This is a genomic window from Streptomyces sp. CLCI03 (assembly GCF_053615355.1).
Map to the genome: position 1 here is coordinate 2,153,364 of NZ_CM132132.1, position 16,925 is coordinate 2,170,288.

Annotated in this window: 11 protein-coding genes and 2 pseudogenes; 8 read left to right on the top strand and 5 right to left on the bottom strand. The window is 71.6% G+C overall.

The annotated features are described in order from the left end of the window. Nucleotides 1-126: 126 nt before the first annotated feature. From ACWG52_RS09770 to meaB, 4 genes are read left to right on the top strand one after another with little or no spacing between them, the layout of a single operon-like run. Nucleotides 127-1,368: an ROK family protein gene (locus ACWG52_RS09770; protein ID WP_453129056.1), complete on the top strand. Its 1,242-nt coding sequence runs from the start codon at nt 127-129 to the stop codon at nt 1,366-1,368. Next, a complete protein-coding gene (locus tag ACWG52_RS09775; RefSeq protein ID WP_390139813.1) occupies nt 1,352-3,217 on the top strand; it encodes a methylmalonyl-CoA mutase family protein in 1,866 nt (621 codons plus the stop codon). Before ACWG52_RS09770 ends, ACWG52_RS09775 begins: the two co-directional genes overlap by 17 nt. Further along, nucleotides 3,214-5,400 (top strand): methylmalonyl-CoA mutase, encoded by a 2,187-nt coding sequence (gene scpA / locus ACWG52_RS09780; protein ID WP_389809528.1) that lies wholly within the window; start codon nt 3,214-3,216, stop codon nt 5,398-5,400. The genes ACWG52_RS09775 and scpA overlap by 4 nt, the downstream gene beginning before the upstream one ends. Nucleotides 5,401-5,410: 10 nt before the next feature. Further along, nucleotides 5,411-6,400, top strand: coding sequence for a methylmalonyl Co-A mutase-associated GTPase MeaB (meaB, locus tag ACWG52_RS09785; RefSeq protein ID WP_033217571.1), 990 nt, complete (start codon nt 5,411-5,413; stop codon nt 6,398-6,400). A 140-nt stretch (nt 6,401-6,540) separates the two neighbouring features. Here the strand turns inward: meaB and ACWG52_RS09790 are convergent, their stop codons facing one another. After that, the gene (locus ACWG52_RS09790; protein ID WP_389809532.1) at nt 6,541-7,542 is read right to left on the bottom strand and encodes an asparaginase; all 1,002 of its coding nucleotides are present in this window, start codon (nt 7,540-7,542) and stop codon (nt 6,541-6,543) included. Between the two features lie 151 nt (nt 7,543-7,693). On the opposite strand from ACWG52_RS09790, the gene ACWG52_RS09795 reads away from it, so the two are divergent. Then, the gene (locus ACWG52_RS09795; protein ID WP_389809534.1) at nt 7,694-8,149 is read left to right on the top strand and encodes an Lrp/AsnC family transcriptional regulator; all 456 of its coding nucleotides are present in this window, start codon (nt 7,694-7,696) and stop codon (nt 8,147-8,149) included. 265 nt (nt 8,150-8,414) lie between these two features. After that, a complete protein-coding gene (locus tag ACWG52_RS09800) occupies nt 8,415-10,559 on the top strand; it encodes a UvrD-helicase domain-containing protein (protein WP_390167535.1) in 2,145 nt (714 codons plus the stop codon). Between the two features lie 64 nt (nt 10,560-10,623). On the opposite strand, the gene ACWG52_RS09805 is transcribed toward ACWG52_RS09800, so the two are convergent. After that, nucleotides 10,624-11,337, bottom strand: a complete 714-nt coding sequence (locus tag ACWG52_RS09805; protein WP_389809539.1) for a response regulator — start codon at nt 11,335-11,337, stop codon at nt 10,624-10,626. On the opposite strand from ACWG52_RS09805, the pseudogene ACWG52_RS09810 reads away from it, so the two are divergent. Together ACWG52_RS09810 and ACWG52_RS09815 are read left to right on the top strand one after the other, a co-directional pair. Then, nucleotides 11,288-11,401, top strand: a pseudogene (locus tag ACWG52_RS09810) (histidine kinase); the annotation flags it as partial. The gene ACWG52_RS09805 and the pseudogene ACWG52_RS09810 sit on opposite strands and share 50 nt — an antisense overlap. 289 nt (nt 11,402-11,690) lie before the next feature. Next, nucleotides 11,691-11,855: an ATP-binding protein gene (locus ACWG52_RS09815; protein WP_389809972.1), complete on the top strand. Its 165-nt coding sequence runs from the start codon at nt 11,691-11,693 to the stop codon at nt 11,853-11,855. A 72-nt stretch (nt 11,856-11,927) separates the two neighbouring features. On the opposite strand, the pseudogene ACWG52_RS09820 reads toward ACWG52_RS09815, so the two are convergent. The 3 genes and pseudogenes from ACWG52_RS09820 to ACWG52_RS09830 form a co-directional block, all read right to left on the bottom strand. Next, nucleotides 11,928-12,071: pseudogene (locus ACWG52_RS09820) on the bottom strand (phosphopantetheine-binding protein); the annotation flags it as partial. A gap of 51 nt (nt 12,072-12,122) precedes the next feature. Then, on the bottom strand, nt 12,123-13,691 hold the full coding sequence (locus ACWG52_RS09825) for an NnrS multi-domain protein (RefSeq protein ID WP_453128475.1): 1,569 nt from the start codon (nt 13,689-13,691) through the stop codon (nt 12,123-12,125). Between the two features lie 35 nt (nt 13,692-13,726). Continuing rightward, nucleotides 13,727-16,804, bottom strand: a complete 3,078-nt coding sequence (locus ACWG52_RS09830; protein WP_453128477.1) for an AAA domain-containing protein — start codon at nt 16,802-16,804, stop codon at nt 13,727-13,729. Nucleotides 16,805-16,925: the final 121 nt, after the last annotated feature.

The following is a 16,925-nucleotide window of genomic DNA, read 5'->3' on the forward strand; positions in this document are numbered from 1 at the left end:
ATCACCCCGCCGAGCCCCCCGCAGGAGACCCGGCATGATCGGGGGACACACCCCAGGGGGCGATCCGCGAGCCCGGCCCGATCGGCCGGACGCCCCCTCACCCACCGAGGAGACCGCGTGACGCGTATGGCCGGTGACAGCCGGGCCGCCGCCAATGCCACCACCGTGCTGCGGACGGTGCTCGACCACGGGCCGGTCGCGCGCAGCGCGATCGCCCCGCTGAGCGGGCTCAGTCCCGCCGCCGTGTCCCGGCAGACCACCGGGCTGCTGCGCGGCGGGCTGCTGCGCGAGCTGCCCGGGCCCGGTGGCGGGGTGGGGCGACCGCGGATCCCGCTGGACCTGCACACCGGGGCCGTCGGCGGGCCGGTCGCCGCCGGGCTGCACATCGGCGTGCCGCATTCGACCTTCAGCCTCGTCGACCTGCGCGGACAGCTGCTCGCCCGCCGGGCCTTCCCGCACCAGGGGCGCCCGACGCAGGGGCTGTCCGCCGACATCGCCGCCGAACTGGGCCGCTTCCTCGACGCCCACGACTCCGGGCGGCCGCTCCTCGGGGTCGGCGTGGCCCTGGGCGGTTGGGTCGACCCCGACCGGGGGACCGTCGTACGCCACCCCGCGTTGGAATGGAGCCGCAAGCCGCTCGCCGCCGAGCTGTCCGCCGCGCTCGGGCTGCCCGTGGGGGTCGACAACCACGCCCGGGCCGTCGCCCGGGCCGAGATCCTCTTCGGCCGGCCCGAAGCCCGCCGGAGCCTGGTGCACCTGTTCATCGGCCGGGTCGTCGACGCCGCCTTCGGGATCGAGGGGACCGTGCACCAGGGGCCGGGCGCGGCGGCCGGTGACGTGGCCCATCTGCCCGTGCCGCGCTCGCAGGCCCCGTGCGCGTGCGGACGCACCGGCTGCCTGGAGGCGACCGCGTCCGACACCGCGCTCGGCGCCGAGGCCGTGCGCCGGGGCATCGTTCCGGACCCTTCGGTGAACCTGCTGGTGGACGCGGCCGCCACCGGTGATCCGCGTGCCGATCGGCTGCTGCGCGAGCGTGCCCGCGCGGTGGGCCGCGCGGCGGCTCTTCTGTTGGATGTCTTCAATCCGGCGGTCATGGTCGTGACCGAGCTGGCGAGCGTCCTCGACGAGGCATATCTGGAGGAGATCCGGGACGCCGCGATGGAGCTCTCGCACGTCTGTGACGATCCCGGGCGCATCGTGGTACCGCACGCGGGACCTGCCGTACTTCCGGAGGCGGCCGCAACCGTGCTGCTCAGCCGGGTGTTCCAGGACCCCTTCGGCATGGCCCGAGAGGGCGAGATCACACCCGCCGGTATGGTGCCACCTGAGCACGCTCCCCTACATTCGAGCCATGACGGTCCTGCCTGACGACGGGCTCTCCCTGGCCGCCGAGTTCCCTGACGCGACGCATGAGCAGTGGCAGCGCCTTGTAGAAGGCGTACTGCGCAAGTCGGGCAAGGAAGTCTCCGGCGAGGCCGCAGAAGACGCGTTGTCCACCCCAATCGAGGACGGGCTCACCACGCGCCCGCTGTACACCGCGCCGCCCGACGGGGCGGTCATCGACACCGGTTTCCCCGGCTTCGCCCCGTTCGTCCGCGGAGGCAAACCGGAAGGCACCACCACGAACGGCTGGGACGTACGCCAGCGCCTCGCGGGCACCGATCCGGTACGCGTGAACGAGGCGGCCCTCGCCGATCTGGAGAACGGGGTCACCTCCCTCTGGCTCACCGTGGGCCACCACGGTCTCCCGATCGAGGGCCTCGCCCGGGCACTGGACGGGGTCTACCTGGACCTCGCCCCCATCACCCTGGACGCCGGAGCCCAATACGCCGAGGCCGCCCGCGCGTTGCTGCGCCTGTTCACCGAGAGCGCGGTGGCCCCCGAGGCCGCTCGGGCCTCCCTGGGCGCCGACCCCCTGGGCCACGAGGCCCGCACGGGTGAGGTGTTGGACACGGCCGACGCCGTCGAGCTGGCCGTGGAGGCCGCCGCCGGCTGGCCCGGCGTGCGCGCCCTGACCGTGGACGCGCTGCCCTACCACGAGGCCGGTGGCAGCGCCGCCGAGGAGCTGGGCCTGTCCCTGGCCACCGGCGTCGCCTACCTGCGCGCCCTCACCGAGGCCGGACTGAGCACGGAAGCCGCCCTCGGACAGCTGGAGTTCCGCTACGCCGCCACCGCCGACCAGTTCCTCACCATCGCCAAGCTGCGCGCCGCGCGCCGGCTGTGGGCCCGTATCGCCGAGGCCTCGGGGGCCCCGGAGGCGGGTGCCCAGCTCCAGCACGCGGTGACCTCGCCGGTGATGATGACCCGCCGCGACCCCTGGGTGAACATGCTGCGCACCACCGTGGCCTGCATGGCCGCGGGTGTGGGCGGTGCGGACGCGGTGACCGTGCTCCCCTTCGACAACGAGCTCGGCCTGCCGGACGCCTTCGCGCGCCGGATCTCCCGCAACACCTCCACCATCCTGCTGGAGGAGTCGCACCTGGCCCGGGTGATCGACCCGGCCGGCGGCTCCTACTACGTGGAGCGCCTCACCGACGAACTGGCCCACGCCGCCTGGGGGTTCTTCCAGACCCTGGAGAAGGCCGGCGGTCAGTCCGCCGCCCTGCGCTCCGGACTGGTCGCCGAGCGGCTCGCCGCCACCTGGGCCGCGCGCTCCGAGAAGCTGGCGAAGCGGCGCGAGCCGATCACGGGCGTCAGCGAGTTCCCGCTGCTCTCGGAGAAGCCGGTCGTCCGCGAGCCCGCGCCCGCCGTACCCACCGGCGGACTGCCGCGCGTACGGCGCGACGAGGCCTACGAAGCCCTGCGGGCCCGTAGCGACGCCCACCTGGCGGCGACCGGCGCCCGGCCGAGGATCTTCCTCGCCGCGCTCGGCCCGGCGGCCGCGCACACCGCGCGCGCCACCTTCGCCTCGAACCTGTTCCAGGCGGGCGGCATCGAACCGGTACACGTTCCGGTGTCGGTGGATCCGACGACGGCCGCCGAGGCCTATGCCGCGAGCGGGGCGGACGGCATGGCCGTGCTCTGCTCCAGCGACGCGCTGTACGAGGAGCAGGCCGCGGCCGTGTCCGAGGCGCTGCGCGCGGCCGGCGCCACGACCGTCTTCCTCGCCGGCCGGCCGGGCACCGCCGAGACTTCCGTGGACGAGTACGTCTTCGCCGGCTGTGACGCCGTCGCCGTGCTGTCCTCCGTACTCGACCGGATGGGAGTGCCGTCTTGAGCATCCCCGATTTCTCCGAGCTGGCGCTCGACCCCTCCTCCTCCGCCGGGGTGACCGAGGAGCAGTGGCGCGCCTCGGTGAAGGAGTCCACCGGCACCGCGGCCGCCGACCTGCTGTGGGAGACGCCCGAGGGCATCGGCGTCAAGCCGCTCTACACCGGGCGGGACGTGGAGGGCCTGGACTTCCTGCGGACGTACCCGGGTGTGGCCCCGTACCTGCGCGGCCCGTACCCGACGATGTACGTCAACCAGCCCTGGACGATCCGGCAGTACGCCGGTTTCTCCACGGCCGAGGAGTCGAACGCCTTCTACCGGCGCAATCTGGCGTCCGGTCAGAAGGGCCTGTCGGTGGCCTTCGACCTGCCGACGCACCGCGGCTACGACAGCGACCACCCGCGCGTGACCGGCGACGTCGGCATGGCGGGCGTGGCGATCGACTCGATCTACGACATGCGGCAGCTGTTCGACGGGATCCCGCTGGACAAGATGTCGGTGTCGATGACGATGAACGGCGCGGTGCTGCCCGTCCTCGCGCTCTACATCGTGGCGGCGGAGGAGCAGGGCGTCTCCCCCGACAAGCTCGCCGGGACCATCCAGAACGACATCCTCAAGGAGTTCATGGTCCGCAACACCTACATCTACCCGCCCAAGCCCTCGATGCGGATCATCTCCGACATCTTCGCGTTCACCTCGCAGAAGATGCCCCGGTACAACTCGATCTCCATCTCCGGCTACCACATCCAGGAGGCCGGGGCCACGGCCGACCTGGAGCTGGCGTACACCCTCGCCGACGGCGTGGAGTACCTACGCGCCGGGCAGGCGGTCGGCCTGGACGTGGACGCGTTCGCGCCGCGCCTGTCGTTCTTCTGGGCGATCGGCATGAACTTCTTCATGGAGGTCGCGAAGCTGCGCGCGGCCCGCCTGCTGTGGGCGCGCCTGGTCAAGCAGTTCGACCCGAAGAACGCCAAGTCGCTGTCGCTGCGCACGCATTCGCAGACCTCCGGCTGGTCGCTGACCGCGCAGGACGTCTTCAACAACGTGACGCGCACGTGCATCGAGGCGATGGCGGCGACCCAGGGCCACACCCAGTCGCTGCACACCAACGCCCTCGACGAGGCGCTCGCGCTGCCGACGGACTTCTCGGCGCGCATCGCCCGCAACACCCAGCTGCTGCTGCAGCAGGAGTCGGGAACCTGCCGGTCGATCGACCCGTGGGGCGGCAGCGCTTACGTCGAGAAGCTGACGTACGACCTGGCGCGGCGGGCCTGGCAGCACATCGAGGAGGTCGAGGCGGCCGGCGGCATGGCGCAGGCCATCGACGCGGGCATCCCGAAGCTGCGCGTGGAGGAGGCCGCCGCCCGTACGCAGGCGCGCATCGACTCGGGCCGGCAGCCGGTGATCGGCGTCAACAAGTACCGGGTGGAGAACGACGAGGCGATCGACGTCCTCAAGGTCGACAACTCCTCTGTGCGCTCCCAGCAGATCGCCAAGCTGCGGCGGCTGCGCGAGGAGCGCGACGAGGCCGTCACCCAGGACACGCTGCGGGCGCTGACGAACGCCGCCGAGCGCGGCGACGGCAACCTCCTCGCGCTGGCGGTGGACGCGGCACGCGCCAAGGCGACCGTGGGTGAGATCTCGGACGCACTGGAGAAGGTGTACGGGCGGCACGCGAGCCAGATCCGTACGATCTCGGGTGTGTACCGCACCGAGGCAGGCGAGTCCCCGTCCGTGGAGCGCACCCGTGCGCTCGTCGACCGGTTCGAGGAGGCGGAGGGCCGCCGTCCGCGCATCCTGGTCGCCAAGATGGGCCAGGACGGGCACGACCGCGGCCAGAAGGTGATCGCGACCGCCTTCGCCGACCTGGGCTTCGACGTGGACGTCGGCCCGCTGTTCCAGACCCCGGCGGAGGTGGCCCGTCAGGCCGTCGAGGCGGACGTCCACGTGGTGGGCGTCTCGTCGCTGGCGGCCGGTCACCTGACCCTCGTACCGGCGCTGCGCGAGCAGCTGGCGGAGGAGGGCCGCGAGGACATCATGATCGTCGTGGGTGGGGTGATCCCGCCCGCCGATGTCCCGACGCTGCTGGAGATGGGCGCCACCGCGGTGTTCCCGCCCGGCACGGTGATCCCGGACGCGGCCCACGACCTGGTGACGCGGCTGGCCGCGGACCTGGGCCACGAGCTGTAGGCGGGCGCCGGTGCCGAAGATCGACATCGAGGCGTACGCGAAGGGGGTGCTCGACGGGAAGCGCGCGTTCATCGCGCGCGCGATCACCCTCGTCGAGTCCACCCTGCCCGCTCACCGGGCGCTCGCGCAGGGCCTGTTGACGGAGCTGCTGCCGCACGCCGGCCGGGCCCGCCGGATCGGTATCAGCGGGGTGCCGGGGGTGGGCAAGTCCACCTTCATCGACGCGTTCGGCACGATGCTGACGGGGCTCGGCCACCGGGTGGCGGTACTCGCGGTGGACCCGTCGTCGACGCGTACGGGCGGCTCCATCCTGGGCGACAAGACCCGGATGGAGCGGCTGTCGGTGGACCCGGCGGCGTTCGTGCGCCCCTCGCCCTCGGCGGGCACGCTGGGCGGGGTCGCCAAGGCCACCCGCGAGTCGATGATCGTGATGGAGGCGGCGGGCTACGACGTGGTCCTCGTCGAGACGGTCGGCGTGGGCCAGTCGGAGACCACGGTGGCGGGGATGGTGGACTCCTTCCTGCTGCTCTCCCTGGCCCGTACGGGCGACCAGCTGCAGGGCATCAAGAAGGGCGTCCTGGAGCTGGCCGACGTCCTGGCGGTGAACAAGGCGGACGGCCCGCACGAGCGGGACGCGAAGGCCGCGGCCCGGGAACTGTCGGGCGCGCTGCGCCTGATGCACCCGGTGGACGCGGCCTGGACCCCGCCGGTGCTGACGTGCAGCGCGCGGGAGTCGACCGGGCTGGACGAGGTGTGGAGCCGGCTGGAGCAGCACCGGACCCTGCTGGACGCGGGCGGCCGGCTGACGGCGAAGCGGGCGGCGCAGCAGGTGGAGTGGACCTGGTCGATGGTCCGCGACGAACTGCTGGAACGCCTCCGGGCGGACCCGGCGGTACGGAACCTCGCGCCGGACCTGGAGTCCGCGGTCCGGGCGGGCACGGTGACCCCGACGTCGGCGGCGGACCGCATCCTGGCGGCGTTCGGGAACGCGGGGAGCTGAGGACGGACGGGGCCGCGCCCGGTGGGCGCCGCCCCGTCACGTCCAGGTCGGATCCCGATCGTCCCGGGCTCCATGCAACCCCCCGCAGCGTAGCGACCGTTGGCCCGGAGCCTCACGGTCGCCGACGCCGCAGCGGAGGGTTATGCCCCGACGAGTACCGAGTCTCCCGCGCCCAGTGCCTCGCGCAGGATCCGGGCCTGCTCGACCTTGTTGTCCGTGGCGAGCAGCGCGGAGAGGACCGCGATACGGGCCTGTCCGGCGCGCAGGGTTCCGGTCGGGACGGCTCCGGCGGCCACCAGGTCCACGGCGCCGCCGTGGGTGTAGATCTCGGTGACCGGTCCGGCCATGACCCGGGTGGTCAGCGCGACGAGGACCCCGCGGCCGACGGCGGCCCGGACCGCATCCACGATCTCCGGGGTGGCGTTGCCCGCACCGGTCCCGACGAGAACGATGCCGCGTGCGCCCGCCTCGACGGCGGCGTTCAGCAGGACCGGGTCGCCGTCGGCGTGGTGCACCACGATGTCCACGCGCGGCGGGAGTTCGGGCATCGAGGGCAGCGGGAGCGGGACCGGGCGCTGCGGGGCGCGCAGGATGGTGACCTTGCCGAAGCCGATCTTCCCGAAGAGTTCCTTCGAGGGGTCGGCGAACGCGTCCAGCTCCACGGCCTGGGTCTTCACGGTGCCGCGGGCGGCGTGCACCCGTCCGGCGAAGGCGATCAGTACGCCGAGCCCGCGCGTGTTCGCGGCGGTGAGCAGGGCGTCGTAGAGGTTGCCCGGGCCGTCCCCGTCGGCGGTGCCCATGGGGCGCTGCGAGCCGGTGAAGACCACCGGACGCGGGTCGTGGTGGTGGAGGTCGAGGAGGAACGCCGACTCCTCCAGGGTGTCGGTGCCGTGCGTGACGACGATGCCGTCCACGCCGGGGTCGGCGAGCACCTCGTGCACGGTGCGGAGCAGGGTGAGCTGGTGTGCGGTGGTGAGACGCGGGCTGTTCACGCTGAACAGGTCGACGAGTTCGACGGTGATGCCCTCGGGAAGTGGTGCGGTGGCGATCACCTCGTTCCCGTCGGCGTCCGCTGCGAAGCCGGAACCCTGCCAGCGGCTGGCTATCGTCCCGCCGGTGCTGATCACGACGATCCGTCCCATCGGCCGTGGCCGCCCTTCACTCGTGTCACTCGTGTCACTAGTACGTCACTCGTACATATGTACTCAAAGCAGCAATGATAGAGCGATCTACGCGCAATGTGATTGCGTTTTCCCTCAGGCCCGTTCACAAACGCTGGGTGATAATTGCGTCATGGACGCCATTGACCGAGAAATCTTGCGCGAGCTCCAGGCCGACGGCCGCCTGAGCAACCAGGAACTCGCCCAGCGCGTGGGACTGACCCCCTCCCCCTGCATGCGCCGGGTGCGCCAGCTGGAACAGGACGGGGTGATCCAGGGCTACCGCGCGGTGATCTCCCCGGAGGCGGTGGACCGCGGCTTCGAGGTGCTCGTCTCGGTCGAGGTGCGGCGCGACCGAGAGTCGGTGGAAGCCTTCGAGGCGGCCCTCCAGGACATCCCGGACGTCATCGAGGCCTACCGCCTCTTCGGCAGCCCCGGCTGCCTGCTGCGGATCGCCGTCGCCGACCTGCGGGCGTACGAGCGCCTGTGGATCGAGAAGCTGACGGCCCTCACCGGTATCACCGAGGTCAACTCGCAGATCATCATGAAGCGCATCAAGGAACCGAACGGCCTGCCCGTCGGCCACTGACATGGGCGAACCCGCGCCCCCGTGACCTTGCGGCTCGCCGACGGGACGGTGGCGTGGTCGTTCGGGAGCGAGCGCGACGTCGGCACGGTGGTGACCGCGACCCGCGTCTGCGGCATGGACGCGACCGGCCTGCGGACCGTCGACCCCCGCTCCCGGCGTGCAGGCCCGTCCACTCCCCGAACCCTCGCTACCGAGGAGCCATTGGCGCCCCGTACCGTACGGTGATCAGTCGAAACGTCGGCACGCGTACGACCCGGGGGCACACATGGCGACGCTGGGAATCCACAAGGACTTCCTCCTGGAGTTCGCCCGGCTGGAGAAGACCGTCCAGAAGCGGGTCCACGAGGTCTTCGACAAGTTCCGCGAGCACCGCCATGCCGGGCTCCACCTGGAAAAGCTGGAGAACCCCCGCGATCCGCGGATCCGCACCATCCGCGTCAACAAGTTCATGCGCGGGGTCGTGCTCGCACCGGAATCCGGAGACAGCTTCCTCCTCCTGAAGGTCATGGCGCACGACGACGCCATCGACTGGGCGCTGAGCCACCGGGCGACGGTGAACTCGGCGACCCAGGGCATCGAACTGCGCGACGACATCGCCCTGGAGCGCGCCGCCGCCGACGTGCGGTACGCCGCACACGTGGCGGAGGCGCGGCTCTTCGCCGAGGTCGCCGACAAGGAGCTGATCCGCCTCGGCATCGATCCCGATCTGCTCCCCCTCGTACGCAACCTCAGCACCGAGGCCCACCTCGACGCCCTCCGCAAGATCCTCCCCGAGCAGCAGTACGACGTACTCGCCGGCCTGGCCGCGGGGCTGAGCCCGGAGGACGTCTGGCGCGAGTCGGTGGCCGCTCAGGCCGAACGCGCCGCCGACGCGGCCCAGCAGGCGCCCGCCGGCGACGAACTCGCCGCCGCGATGGCCCGCTCGCAGGGCCGGATCGCCCTGCTCTCCGGGCCCGAGGAGCTGCTCGACGTCCTGTCGCGCCCGTTCGACGCGTGGCGGGTCTTCCTGCACCCCAGCCAGCGGCGCATCGCCTACCACCCCTCCTACAACGGGCCCGCCCGGGTGACCGGCGGCCCCGGCACGGGCAAGACCGTGGTGGCCCTGCACCGCGCGCTCCATCTGGCGCGGCAGCTGCCGGACGACGCGCCCGACGAATCGGTGCTGCTCACCACCTACACCCGGAACCTCGCGGCCGACCTGCGCCACGGACTCGAACTGCTCATCCCGGACGAGGCGCTGCGCGCGAAGATCCGCGTCGTCAACGTCGACGCCCTCGCGAACCAGCTCGTCCGCGAGGACCGGGGCGCCCCGCTGACCATCCTGACCGGCCAGAAGGAGATCAACTCCCGCTGGAACGCCCTCGCCCGCAGGCTCGATCTCGACTACAGCGACGCCTTCCTCGACCAGGAGTGGCGGCAGGTCGTCCTGGCCCAGGACCTGCGCTCGCCCGAGGCCTACCTCAAGGCGTCCCGCAGTGGTCGGGGCACCGCGCTCAGCCCGCTGCGGCGGGCCCAGGTCTGGCGTGCCGTCGAGGCGTTCACGAAGGAACTGCGTCAGGCCGGCGAGTGGACCTTCCTGCAGGTGTGCGCGGAGGCCACCCGGCTGCTGGAACCGCGTACCGACCGCCCGTTCCGCCATGTGGTGATCGACGAGGCCCAGGACCTCCATCCGGCGCAATGGCGGCTGCTGCGGGCGTCGGTGGCACCCGGTCCGGACGACCTGTTCATCGCCGGCGACACGCACCAGCGCATCTACGGGAACAAGGTGTCGCTGCGCGGACTCGGCGTGAACGTGACCGGACGGTCCCATCGGCTGCGCATCAACTACCGCACCACGCACGAGATCCTGCAGTGGTCGACGTCCCTGCTCGACCGGGAGCACCCGGACGACATGGACGGCGGGACCGAGTCGCTGGCGGGCTACCGGTCCGTGCTGAACGGCGCGCACCCCGAACTGCGGGCGGCGAGCAGCAAGGCCGAGGAGATCGCGGAGCTCACCGAGCGCGTCACCGAGTGGTTGGCCGACGGTGTGGAACCGGACGAGATCGGGGTGGCCGTCCGGTACGTGCAACTGGGCAAGGAGATCGCGCACGCGCTGGAGCGGGCCGATCTGCCGGTCCGGCTCCTCGGTGGCACGCAGGCGTCGGGCGACGGCATCAGCATCGGGACCATGCACCGGATGAAGGGCCTGGAGTTCCGCTGCGTCGCCGTCGCCGGTGTGAGCGACAGCGTCGTTCCGCTGACCTCGGCCCTGACACCCGTGGAGGTGGACGCCCAGCAGCACCAGGAGGACCGCCTGGCCGAGTTGAGCCTCCTGTTCGTCGCCTGCACCCGCGCACGCGAGACCCTGCGGGTGTCCTGGAACGGGGAGCCCAGTCCGTTCCTCGCCGCGTGGCAGGGACAGGGGTAGGGGCAGCGCTGGTCGGCGGCCCACGCCGTGGCCGGGGAGGGCCCTTGCCTTGTACGGGCCATGCTCAGAGCTGGACCAGGCCCTGCTGGAACGCGTAGCGCACGGCATCGGCCCGGTTGCGGGCGTCGATCTTGGCGAAGGCGTTGTTGATGTGCGTCTTCACCGTCGTCTCCTCGACGAAGAGGGCTCGGGCGATCTCCGTGTTGCTCAACCCGTCTGCGATCAGCCGCAGTACGTCGACCTCGCGGCCGGTGAGGCCGTCGGGGAAGACCCGGCGGCGCTCCCGCTCCGGCTGTCCGCCGGCGCGTCCGGACGAGGCGGCGGGGGCCGCCGCGGAGCCCGCCGCGCCGAGCGCGGCGGCCAGCCTGCGGGTCACCTCGGGGTCCAACGTCGCCTGTCCGTGGGCCGCGTTGCGGATGGCCATGGCGATCTGTTCCCGGTTGGCATCCTTGGTCAGGTAGCCGCGGGCGCCGGCCGCCAGGACGGCGACGATCGACTCGTCGTCGGCGTAGGTGGACAGGGCCAGCACCGTGACGTCCGGGTGCTCGGCGAGGATCCGCGCGGTCGCCTCGGCACCGCCCATCCGCGGCATCCGCATGTCCATCAGCACCACGTCCGGGGAGGTTTCACCGACTGCCCGCACCGCCTCCACCCCGTCACCGGCTCCGCCGACCACCTCCATGTCGTCCATCAGATCGAGCAGGGACATCAGGCCCTCCCGGACGATGATGCACGACGTACTGGCCCACTCGCTCGGCGCGTTGACGGTCCAGCTCAAGGTGGCCGCCGCGCTGATCGAGAAGGGCGACTCGCAGGGCGCGCTGGCCCGGGTCCTCAGGTCCAACCGGCTGGCCGACGAGGGGCTCGCGGAGGCCCGTAACGCCGTGGCCGCCCTGCGAGGTGACGTGCCGTCACTGCCGGACGCCTTGCGGCGGCTGGTGGAGGCCCACGATTCCCACCATCCGGGCGAGGTCGGGCTCAGCCTCTCGGGCGAACCCCGCCGCCTCTCGCCGACCGCCGCCGTCTGCCTCGTGCAGAGCGCGAGGGAGCCTGACCAACGCCGCCAAACACGCACCTGGCGAACGGGTCGAGGTCGGCCTCCACTACGCCGACGGCTACGTACGCCTCACGGTGGACAACGTCACGTCGAGCCCCACCTCGCAGAGCCCCGACCACGTCCCCGGCTACGGCCTGACGGGAATCCGGGAACGTCTCGCGCTGGTGGCCGGCACGCTCACCACGGAACGCGCGCGGGGCGGCGCCCGCTGGGTACTGGCGGCCGCGGTCCCTGAGTAGTCCGGAACGCCCGCCGGGAGGCGGGCTGCTCCTGGACGGCGCCGAATGCCGTGCGAAGGAGTTCCGGTAGAAGTCCCGCACGGCGATCTTCGGTGCACCGAGCTCCTTGACCTCGGCCAGTACGCGGACGACCAGGAGCGAGTTGCCGCCCAACGCGGAGAAGTTGTCCTCCGGGCCCACCTGCGTACCCAGGTGCCGGCTCCAGATGTCCAGCATGTCCCGCTCCAGCCGGTCGGCGGACCCGACCTCTTCGCGGACTGGCGCGGGTCAGTCTCCCTTCGGCAGGGCCTCGTACGAGAACGTGCACCGGACCCTGCCGTCCGCGGCCGGTACGAGGCGCACCTGCTCGGCCGGCATCTGCAACGCCTTGCCCGCCGGCTCGTCCCACAAGGACACCGTTCCTCCGGCCTCCCCGAAGGAGACGTACGGCCGCTCGGGTCGCAGGACGCCACCCCGGCTGCTGAGTTTCGCCGCCAAGACGGTCGGCTCCACGCACATCCACTCCGGCTCCACCCCGAAATAGGAGGGCAGTTCCGCCTTCTGGGCCGCAGCCGTACGGAGCTCCTTCACCGCGTCCCCCGCCGAGTCCAGCGCTCCCAGCGTGCAGAACAGCACCACCGCCACCTGGGCGACCACGTACGACAGAACACCGAACCGCTCGACGGGGCTGACGAATGACGCGTGCACGTGCTTCGCAATGCCCCACAAGGCCGGTACGAACAGGGCGAAGCTCAGAAAGCTCAAGAGTTTGAGCGCCGAAGCGGCCTGCCACAGCGCGGGGACATCGAGGTCATCGGGTGTGAGGTCCAGGCTGTCGGCGTACAGCGCGTGCATCACCGACCCCGAAGCCACAACACAGGACGCGACGAGCGCGAAGAGCAACGGTGCGGCCCAGGCGAGCCATTCGCCCCACGTCCACTGGCGGACCAGCAGCCAGATTCCTGTGGACGTAGCCGTGACGGCGAAGACCGACAGTACTTGCACGGGGGTCCAGCCCCTCGTTTCCCCCATGTCCGCGCCCAAGGCGACGGCAAGGAGGAACACGGTTGCCACGCCCCACGTGAGGATGCTCCCCACGCGGCCCCCCTCCGCGAACACGTCGCGCGTCAACCAAGCGGACCACAGAAGGCACAACACCGCGGCGGTGCCCCAGACCCACGTTCGCGCACCGCTCGCCTGCCGGGCGACGACCACGCAGAACAGCATGGCGAACGTCCAGGCCATGACGCGGGACGTGACACGCCGATGGTCCTCCTCACGCCGCTGCACGATGTGCCTTCGCTCCCGGCCATGGCGTGTTCGCACGTCGATGGCGGCCTCGGGGGCGGAACCTCCGGGCAGGTCCATCCGCGACAGCCGCAGGGCCTCCGAGGCCGTCCCCCTCACCAGGGTGCCTGTGTCGTGCCGACCGGAACCCTCGGCGAGGCGCGCGCGTGCCATCACAGCGGATCGGCGCAGCCGTGCCATCGGCGTCAAGGGTCTCGGATCGGGCACACGGGGCGGCCTGTGAGCCACCGTATGTGCCCGCCAGCCGGTCAATTGCTCCCGATCCCGGTCCACCGGCTCACAGCGTCGGGCGTACATCTCCAGCCTGGTTCTGCGTGCCAGCCGTTGCACCCACCATTCGGCCGCCTGCTCGGTGCGCCGGTTGCGGGCTCCGAAGAACCGCACCTCGACGGAGTACAGTCGCGCCGTGGTGTCCGCGCTCAGCACGCCCCGCGAGGCGCCTTCCCCCCGGGCGAATGCAGCGACGACCGGCCAGCCCTGCTGGTCGAAGGCCCGCTCCGCCTCGTCCCAGTCGCGCTGCTCCCCCCGCACCTCGACCAGCACGAGCACGCGTTGGTCGTATCGCTTTCCCTGCATCAGTCCCCCTACGGCAGCCAGCGCGCCGCCTGCTCCGGCGTGATCTTGGTGGCGTCGACCCACCAGTGCCCCGCCTGCTTGTCCCACTTGGCGCTCAGCAGGCGTTTCGCCTCGTCCTTCTGCTCGTACGGGACCTTGAGGTACAGGCGGCCGTCCCGGACCAGTCCCGGGTACACCTTGTCGGGCGTCGGCGCCCGCTGGGCCGGAACCTCGGGCGGCGCCGGAGCGTCCTGTTCCGCCGGGCGCCACGGCCCTCGGGCCGGGCGTTCCATGCGGGTGTGTTCCATCAGCTTCCGTACGCGGTCGCAGGAGGCCGGGTCGGTGTAGCGCATCATCAGGTCCGTCGGCCCGATGTTGGCGAGCAGGTTCTTCGAGCCGTGCCAGAGGACCGCCCCGTCCAGGATGAGGACCTTCTCGTGCATGCGGTCCCGGAACTCGACCCGGCAGCCGGCGGCCTCCAGTTGCTGGACGAGTTCCCGGTGCCGCGCCACGCGGGAGGGTTCCTGCTGCTCTTCCGGTGGGCGGGTGAAGACCGTGACCTGGATACCGACGGCCGTCCTCGGTCCGAGTAGCCGTGCCCACCGGCCGACCGGAGCCCGGTCCATGAACGCGGAGTACAGCTCGATGCTGTGCTGCGCCCGTTCCACATCCCACTCGACCGCGGCCGCGACCTCGCTGTGCTCGAAGAAGGCGGGCCTTACCAGGTCCTCTTCCGACAGGTGGGCCAGCTGGTCGGCGTCCAGGATGGGGATCAGCTGGTCGGCGGAGACGGTCTGCGCGTGCGCCTCCAGGTGGTCGACCATCGCCAGGGCCTCGCTGTGCGGGGCCAGGTACTTGCGCAGGAACGCGACGTCCGCCACGACGACCAGGTGGTCCTGGGCCCGGCTGAGGGCGACGTTGAGGAGGCGGCAGGTCTGCGAGGACAGCCCTGTTCCGCTGTAGAAGAAGCCGGGGTCTTTGCCTGCGCCCGCGACCGTGTCGAGGAGCACGACGGGGCGCTGGCTGCCTTGGAACCGGTGGACGGTGTCGACCAGGCCGTCGTAGTCCTCCCCGAACCGGTGGGTGAGGCTGCTCTTGAGCGCCTTGACCTGCTCGCGGTACGGGGAGATGACGGCGAGCCGGTCGGTCGCCCGCTCCCCTTCGGGGACGTCCTGCCACTTGCGGCCGGGCAGGACGCCCTCGTACTGGAGTCCGCGGACGAGCTCGTGGATGACGGCGGCGTGGACGGCGTTCGTCATGTGGGGCTTGCGGCCGCCGCCGGGAATCCGACGGCCGGAGGTGTCGATCAGGATCACCGGGGAGTCGATGAGCGGGGCGAACGGCAGACGGGTGGTGTTGCCGCGCCCGGTCTTGAGGGGCGCGTCCGGGTACGCCACCTCGTTCACGACCGCGCAGATCGGCTCCCGCATCCGGTACTGGGTGTCGAGCGCCACCAGGCGCGGGTCCTGGCGTACCCGCCCGGACGGGTCGACCAGCCCGGCGGCGTGGAAGGCGTCCCGCGCCGTCCACTCTCGGGAGTGGGACCTTTCTTCCTCGCTCGCCTGCCGGTCCCCGTCGCCCTTGGTCACGGCGGGGAGCTGGCGGAAGTCCCCGGCCACGATCACCCGCTTGCGGGCGAGGCCGGCGGCGAACCAGGCCGAGGGCAGGTTGACCATCCCGGCTTCGTCGATCACCACGACGTCGATCTCGTCGAGCAGTTTCCTCGACTGGACGGCCTTGGCCACGGTGGCTCCGAGCACCCGGCAGCGGGACCGGACCTCGTCGTGGATGCGCTTGCGCTTTCGGTCGAGCTCGTCGAGTCGCACCTGGAGGGAGGCAGCCGTCTCGGCGACGGTCTCCCTGGGCGGGATCCCCACGACCGCGGCGTAGGCAGCGGGCAGGGCGCGGCGGGCTTCGGCCGCCTGTTGTCCACCTGCGGTATGGCGACGGGCGGCACTCGCGACGATTTCCCGGGCCTGCGACGCGCGGAACGCTTCGTCCTCCAGGGCGGAGTGGAGGTCCCGCAGTTTCGCGGCCTTTCGTTCCGCGAAAAAGCCTGTCGGCGGCCCCACCTTGTCGATCGCCAACCGCAGCTGTGCGGCCGCCGCATCCGCTGCAAGCACCGTCCGGGTCGCTGCGGCCTGGTCGCGGCCGGCCGCGGCCGTCTCCCCCACGGCGGTGGCCAGGTCCGACTCCAGGTCCCGTACCCGGTCGTGGAGGGCCAGCGCCGCTCTCGCGCCCTTGAGCTGGTCGGCCGCCGTGCTGATCTGCCGGTCGATGCTCTCCACGAGCAGCGCCGCGATCCTGCTCGGGTCGACCTGGTCTCCGTAGCGACTGCGCAGCGACGGCAGGACGATGTTCCCGGCCCGCTGGACGATCCCCTCGGCAAAGCCCTCCTCGTGCTCCAGGAGGGAGCACATCCGCTCCAGGGCCTGATCCACCGCAACGTTCGTCGGAGCCAGGAAGAGGATCTTGAGCCCTTGGCGGAAGCTGCCCTCGACGATGTGGCCGACGACGTCCGTCTTTCCGGTGCCGGGCGGTCCCCACAGGAACAGCACCTCACTGGCGAGCGCCTGCGCGACGGCGTCACGCTGACGCGGGTTGAGCTGAAGCCCTGCCCAGTCCGCCACCCATTGCCCCGGGTTCTCGGCACGGCCGGTGCGAGGGGTACCGCGGCCGACCAGCCAGCCGGCGTGCCCTGCGTCGATGGGACTGTCCTGTTGGCCGACGGCCTCCAGACGTTCCGACAGGGCGGCCCAGTTGGACGAGTCGTCCTTGCGGATCTGGATGTTGGTGGGCGCCGCCCCGAAGTCGGCTTTCGTCACGAGCCGTACGGTGCCGTCCGGGGCACGAGAGGCCTCGGCCGGGTCCCAGGCCTTCCGGGAGCGGGACGGCCGGGCGAGAACGGGAACACCGTCCAGACCGTCGTGCCAGTTCCGGCACTCGAAGAGATACTCGCGGGCCCCTTCGGAGTACGAAAGGAGCCGCCCCTTGGAGAGCGCGACCTTTACGGCACCCTCGGCGTCGTTCCGGTGCTCCGCGAGGATCTCGGCGCGCACCGCCGTCAGGAACTCCGCAACGGGATATGGATGCTCCGTATCGGTCATGTGTACCGCTCCCCCAAGATCACCACACAGGTGCAAAGACTGTACGAGGATCCGTTGCCGCCTGGCGGGCATCGGACGGGCACCGGCCACGCACTGGCCGGAATCAATGGCCGACCCGCAT

Coding starts and splice junctions, on each gene's coding strand:
- ACWG52_RS09770 (WP_453129056.1), top strand. CDS start 127: ATGGCCGGTGACAGCCGGGCCGCCGCCAATGCCACCACCGTGCTGCGG.
- ACWG52_RS09775 (WP_390139813.1), top strand. CDS start 1,352: ATGACGGTCCTGCCTGACGACGGGCTCTCCCTGGCCGCCGAGTTCCCT.
- ACWG52_RS09790 (WP_389809532.1), bottom strand. CDS start 7,542: ATGGGACGGATCGTCGTGATCAGCACCGGCGGGACGATAGCCAGCCGC.
- ACWG52_RS09795 (WP_389809534.1), top strand. CDS start 7,694: ATGGACGCCATTGACCGAGAAATCTTGCGCGAGCTCCAGGCCGACGGC.
- ACWG52_RS09800 (WP_390167535.1), top strand. CDS start 8,415: ATGGCGACGCTGGGAATCCACAAGGACTTCCTCCTGGAGTTCGCCCGG.
- ACWG52_RS09830 (WP_453128477.1), bottom strand. CDS start 16,804: ATGACCGATACGGAGCATCCATATCCCGTTGCGGAGTTCCTGACGGCG.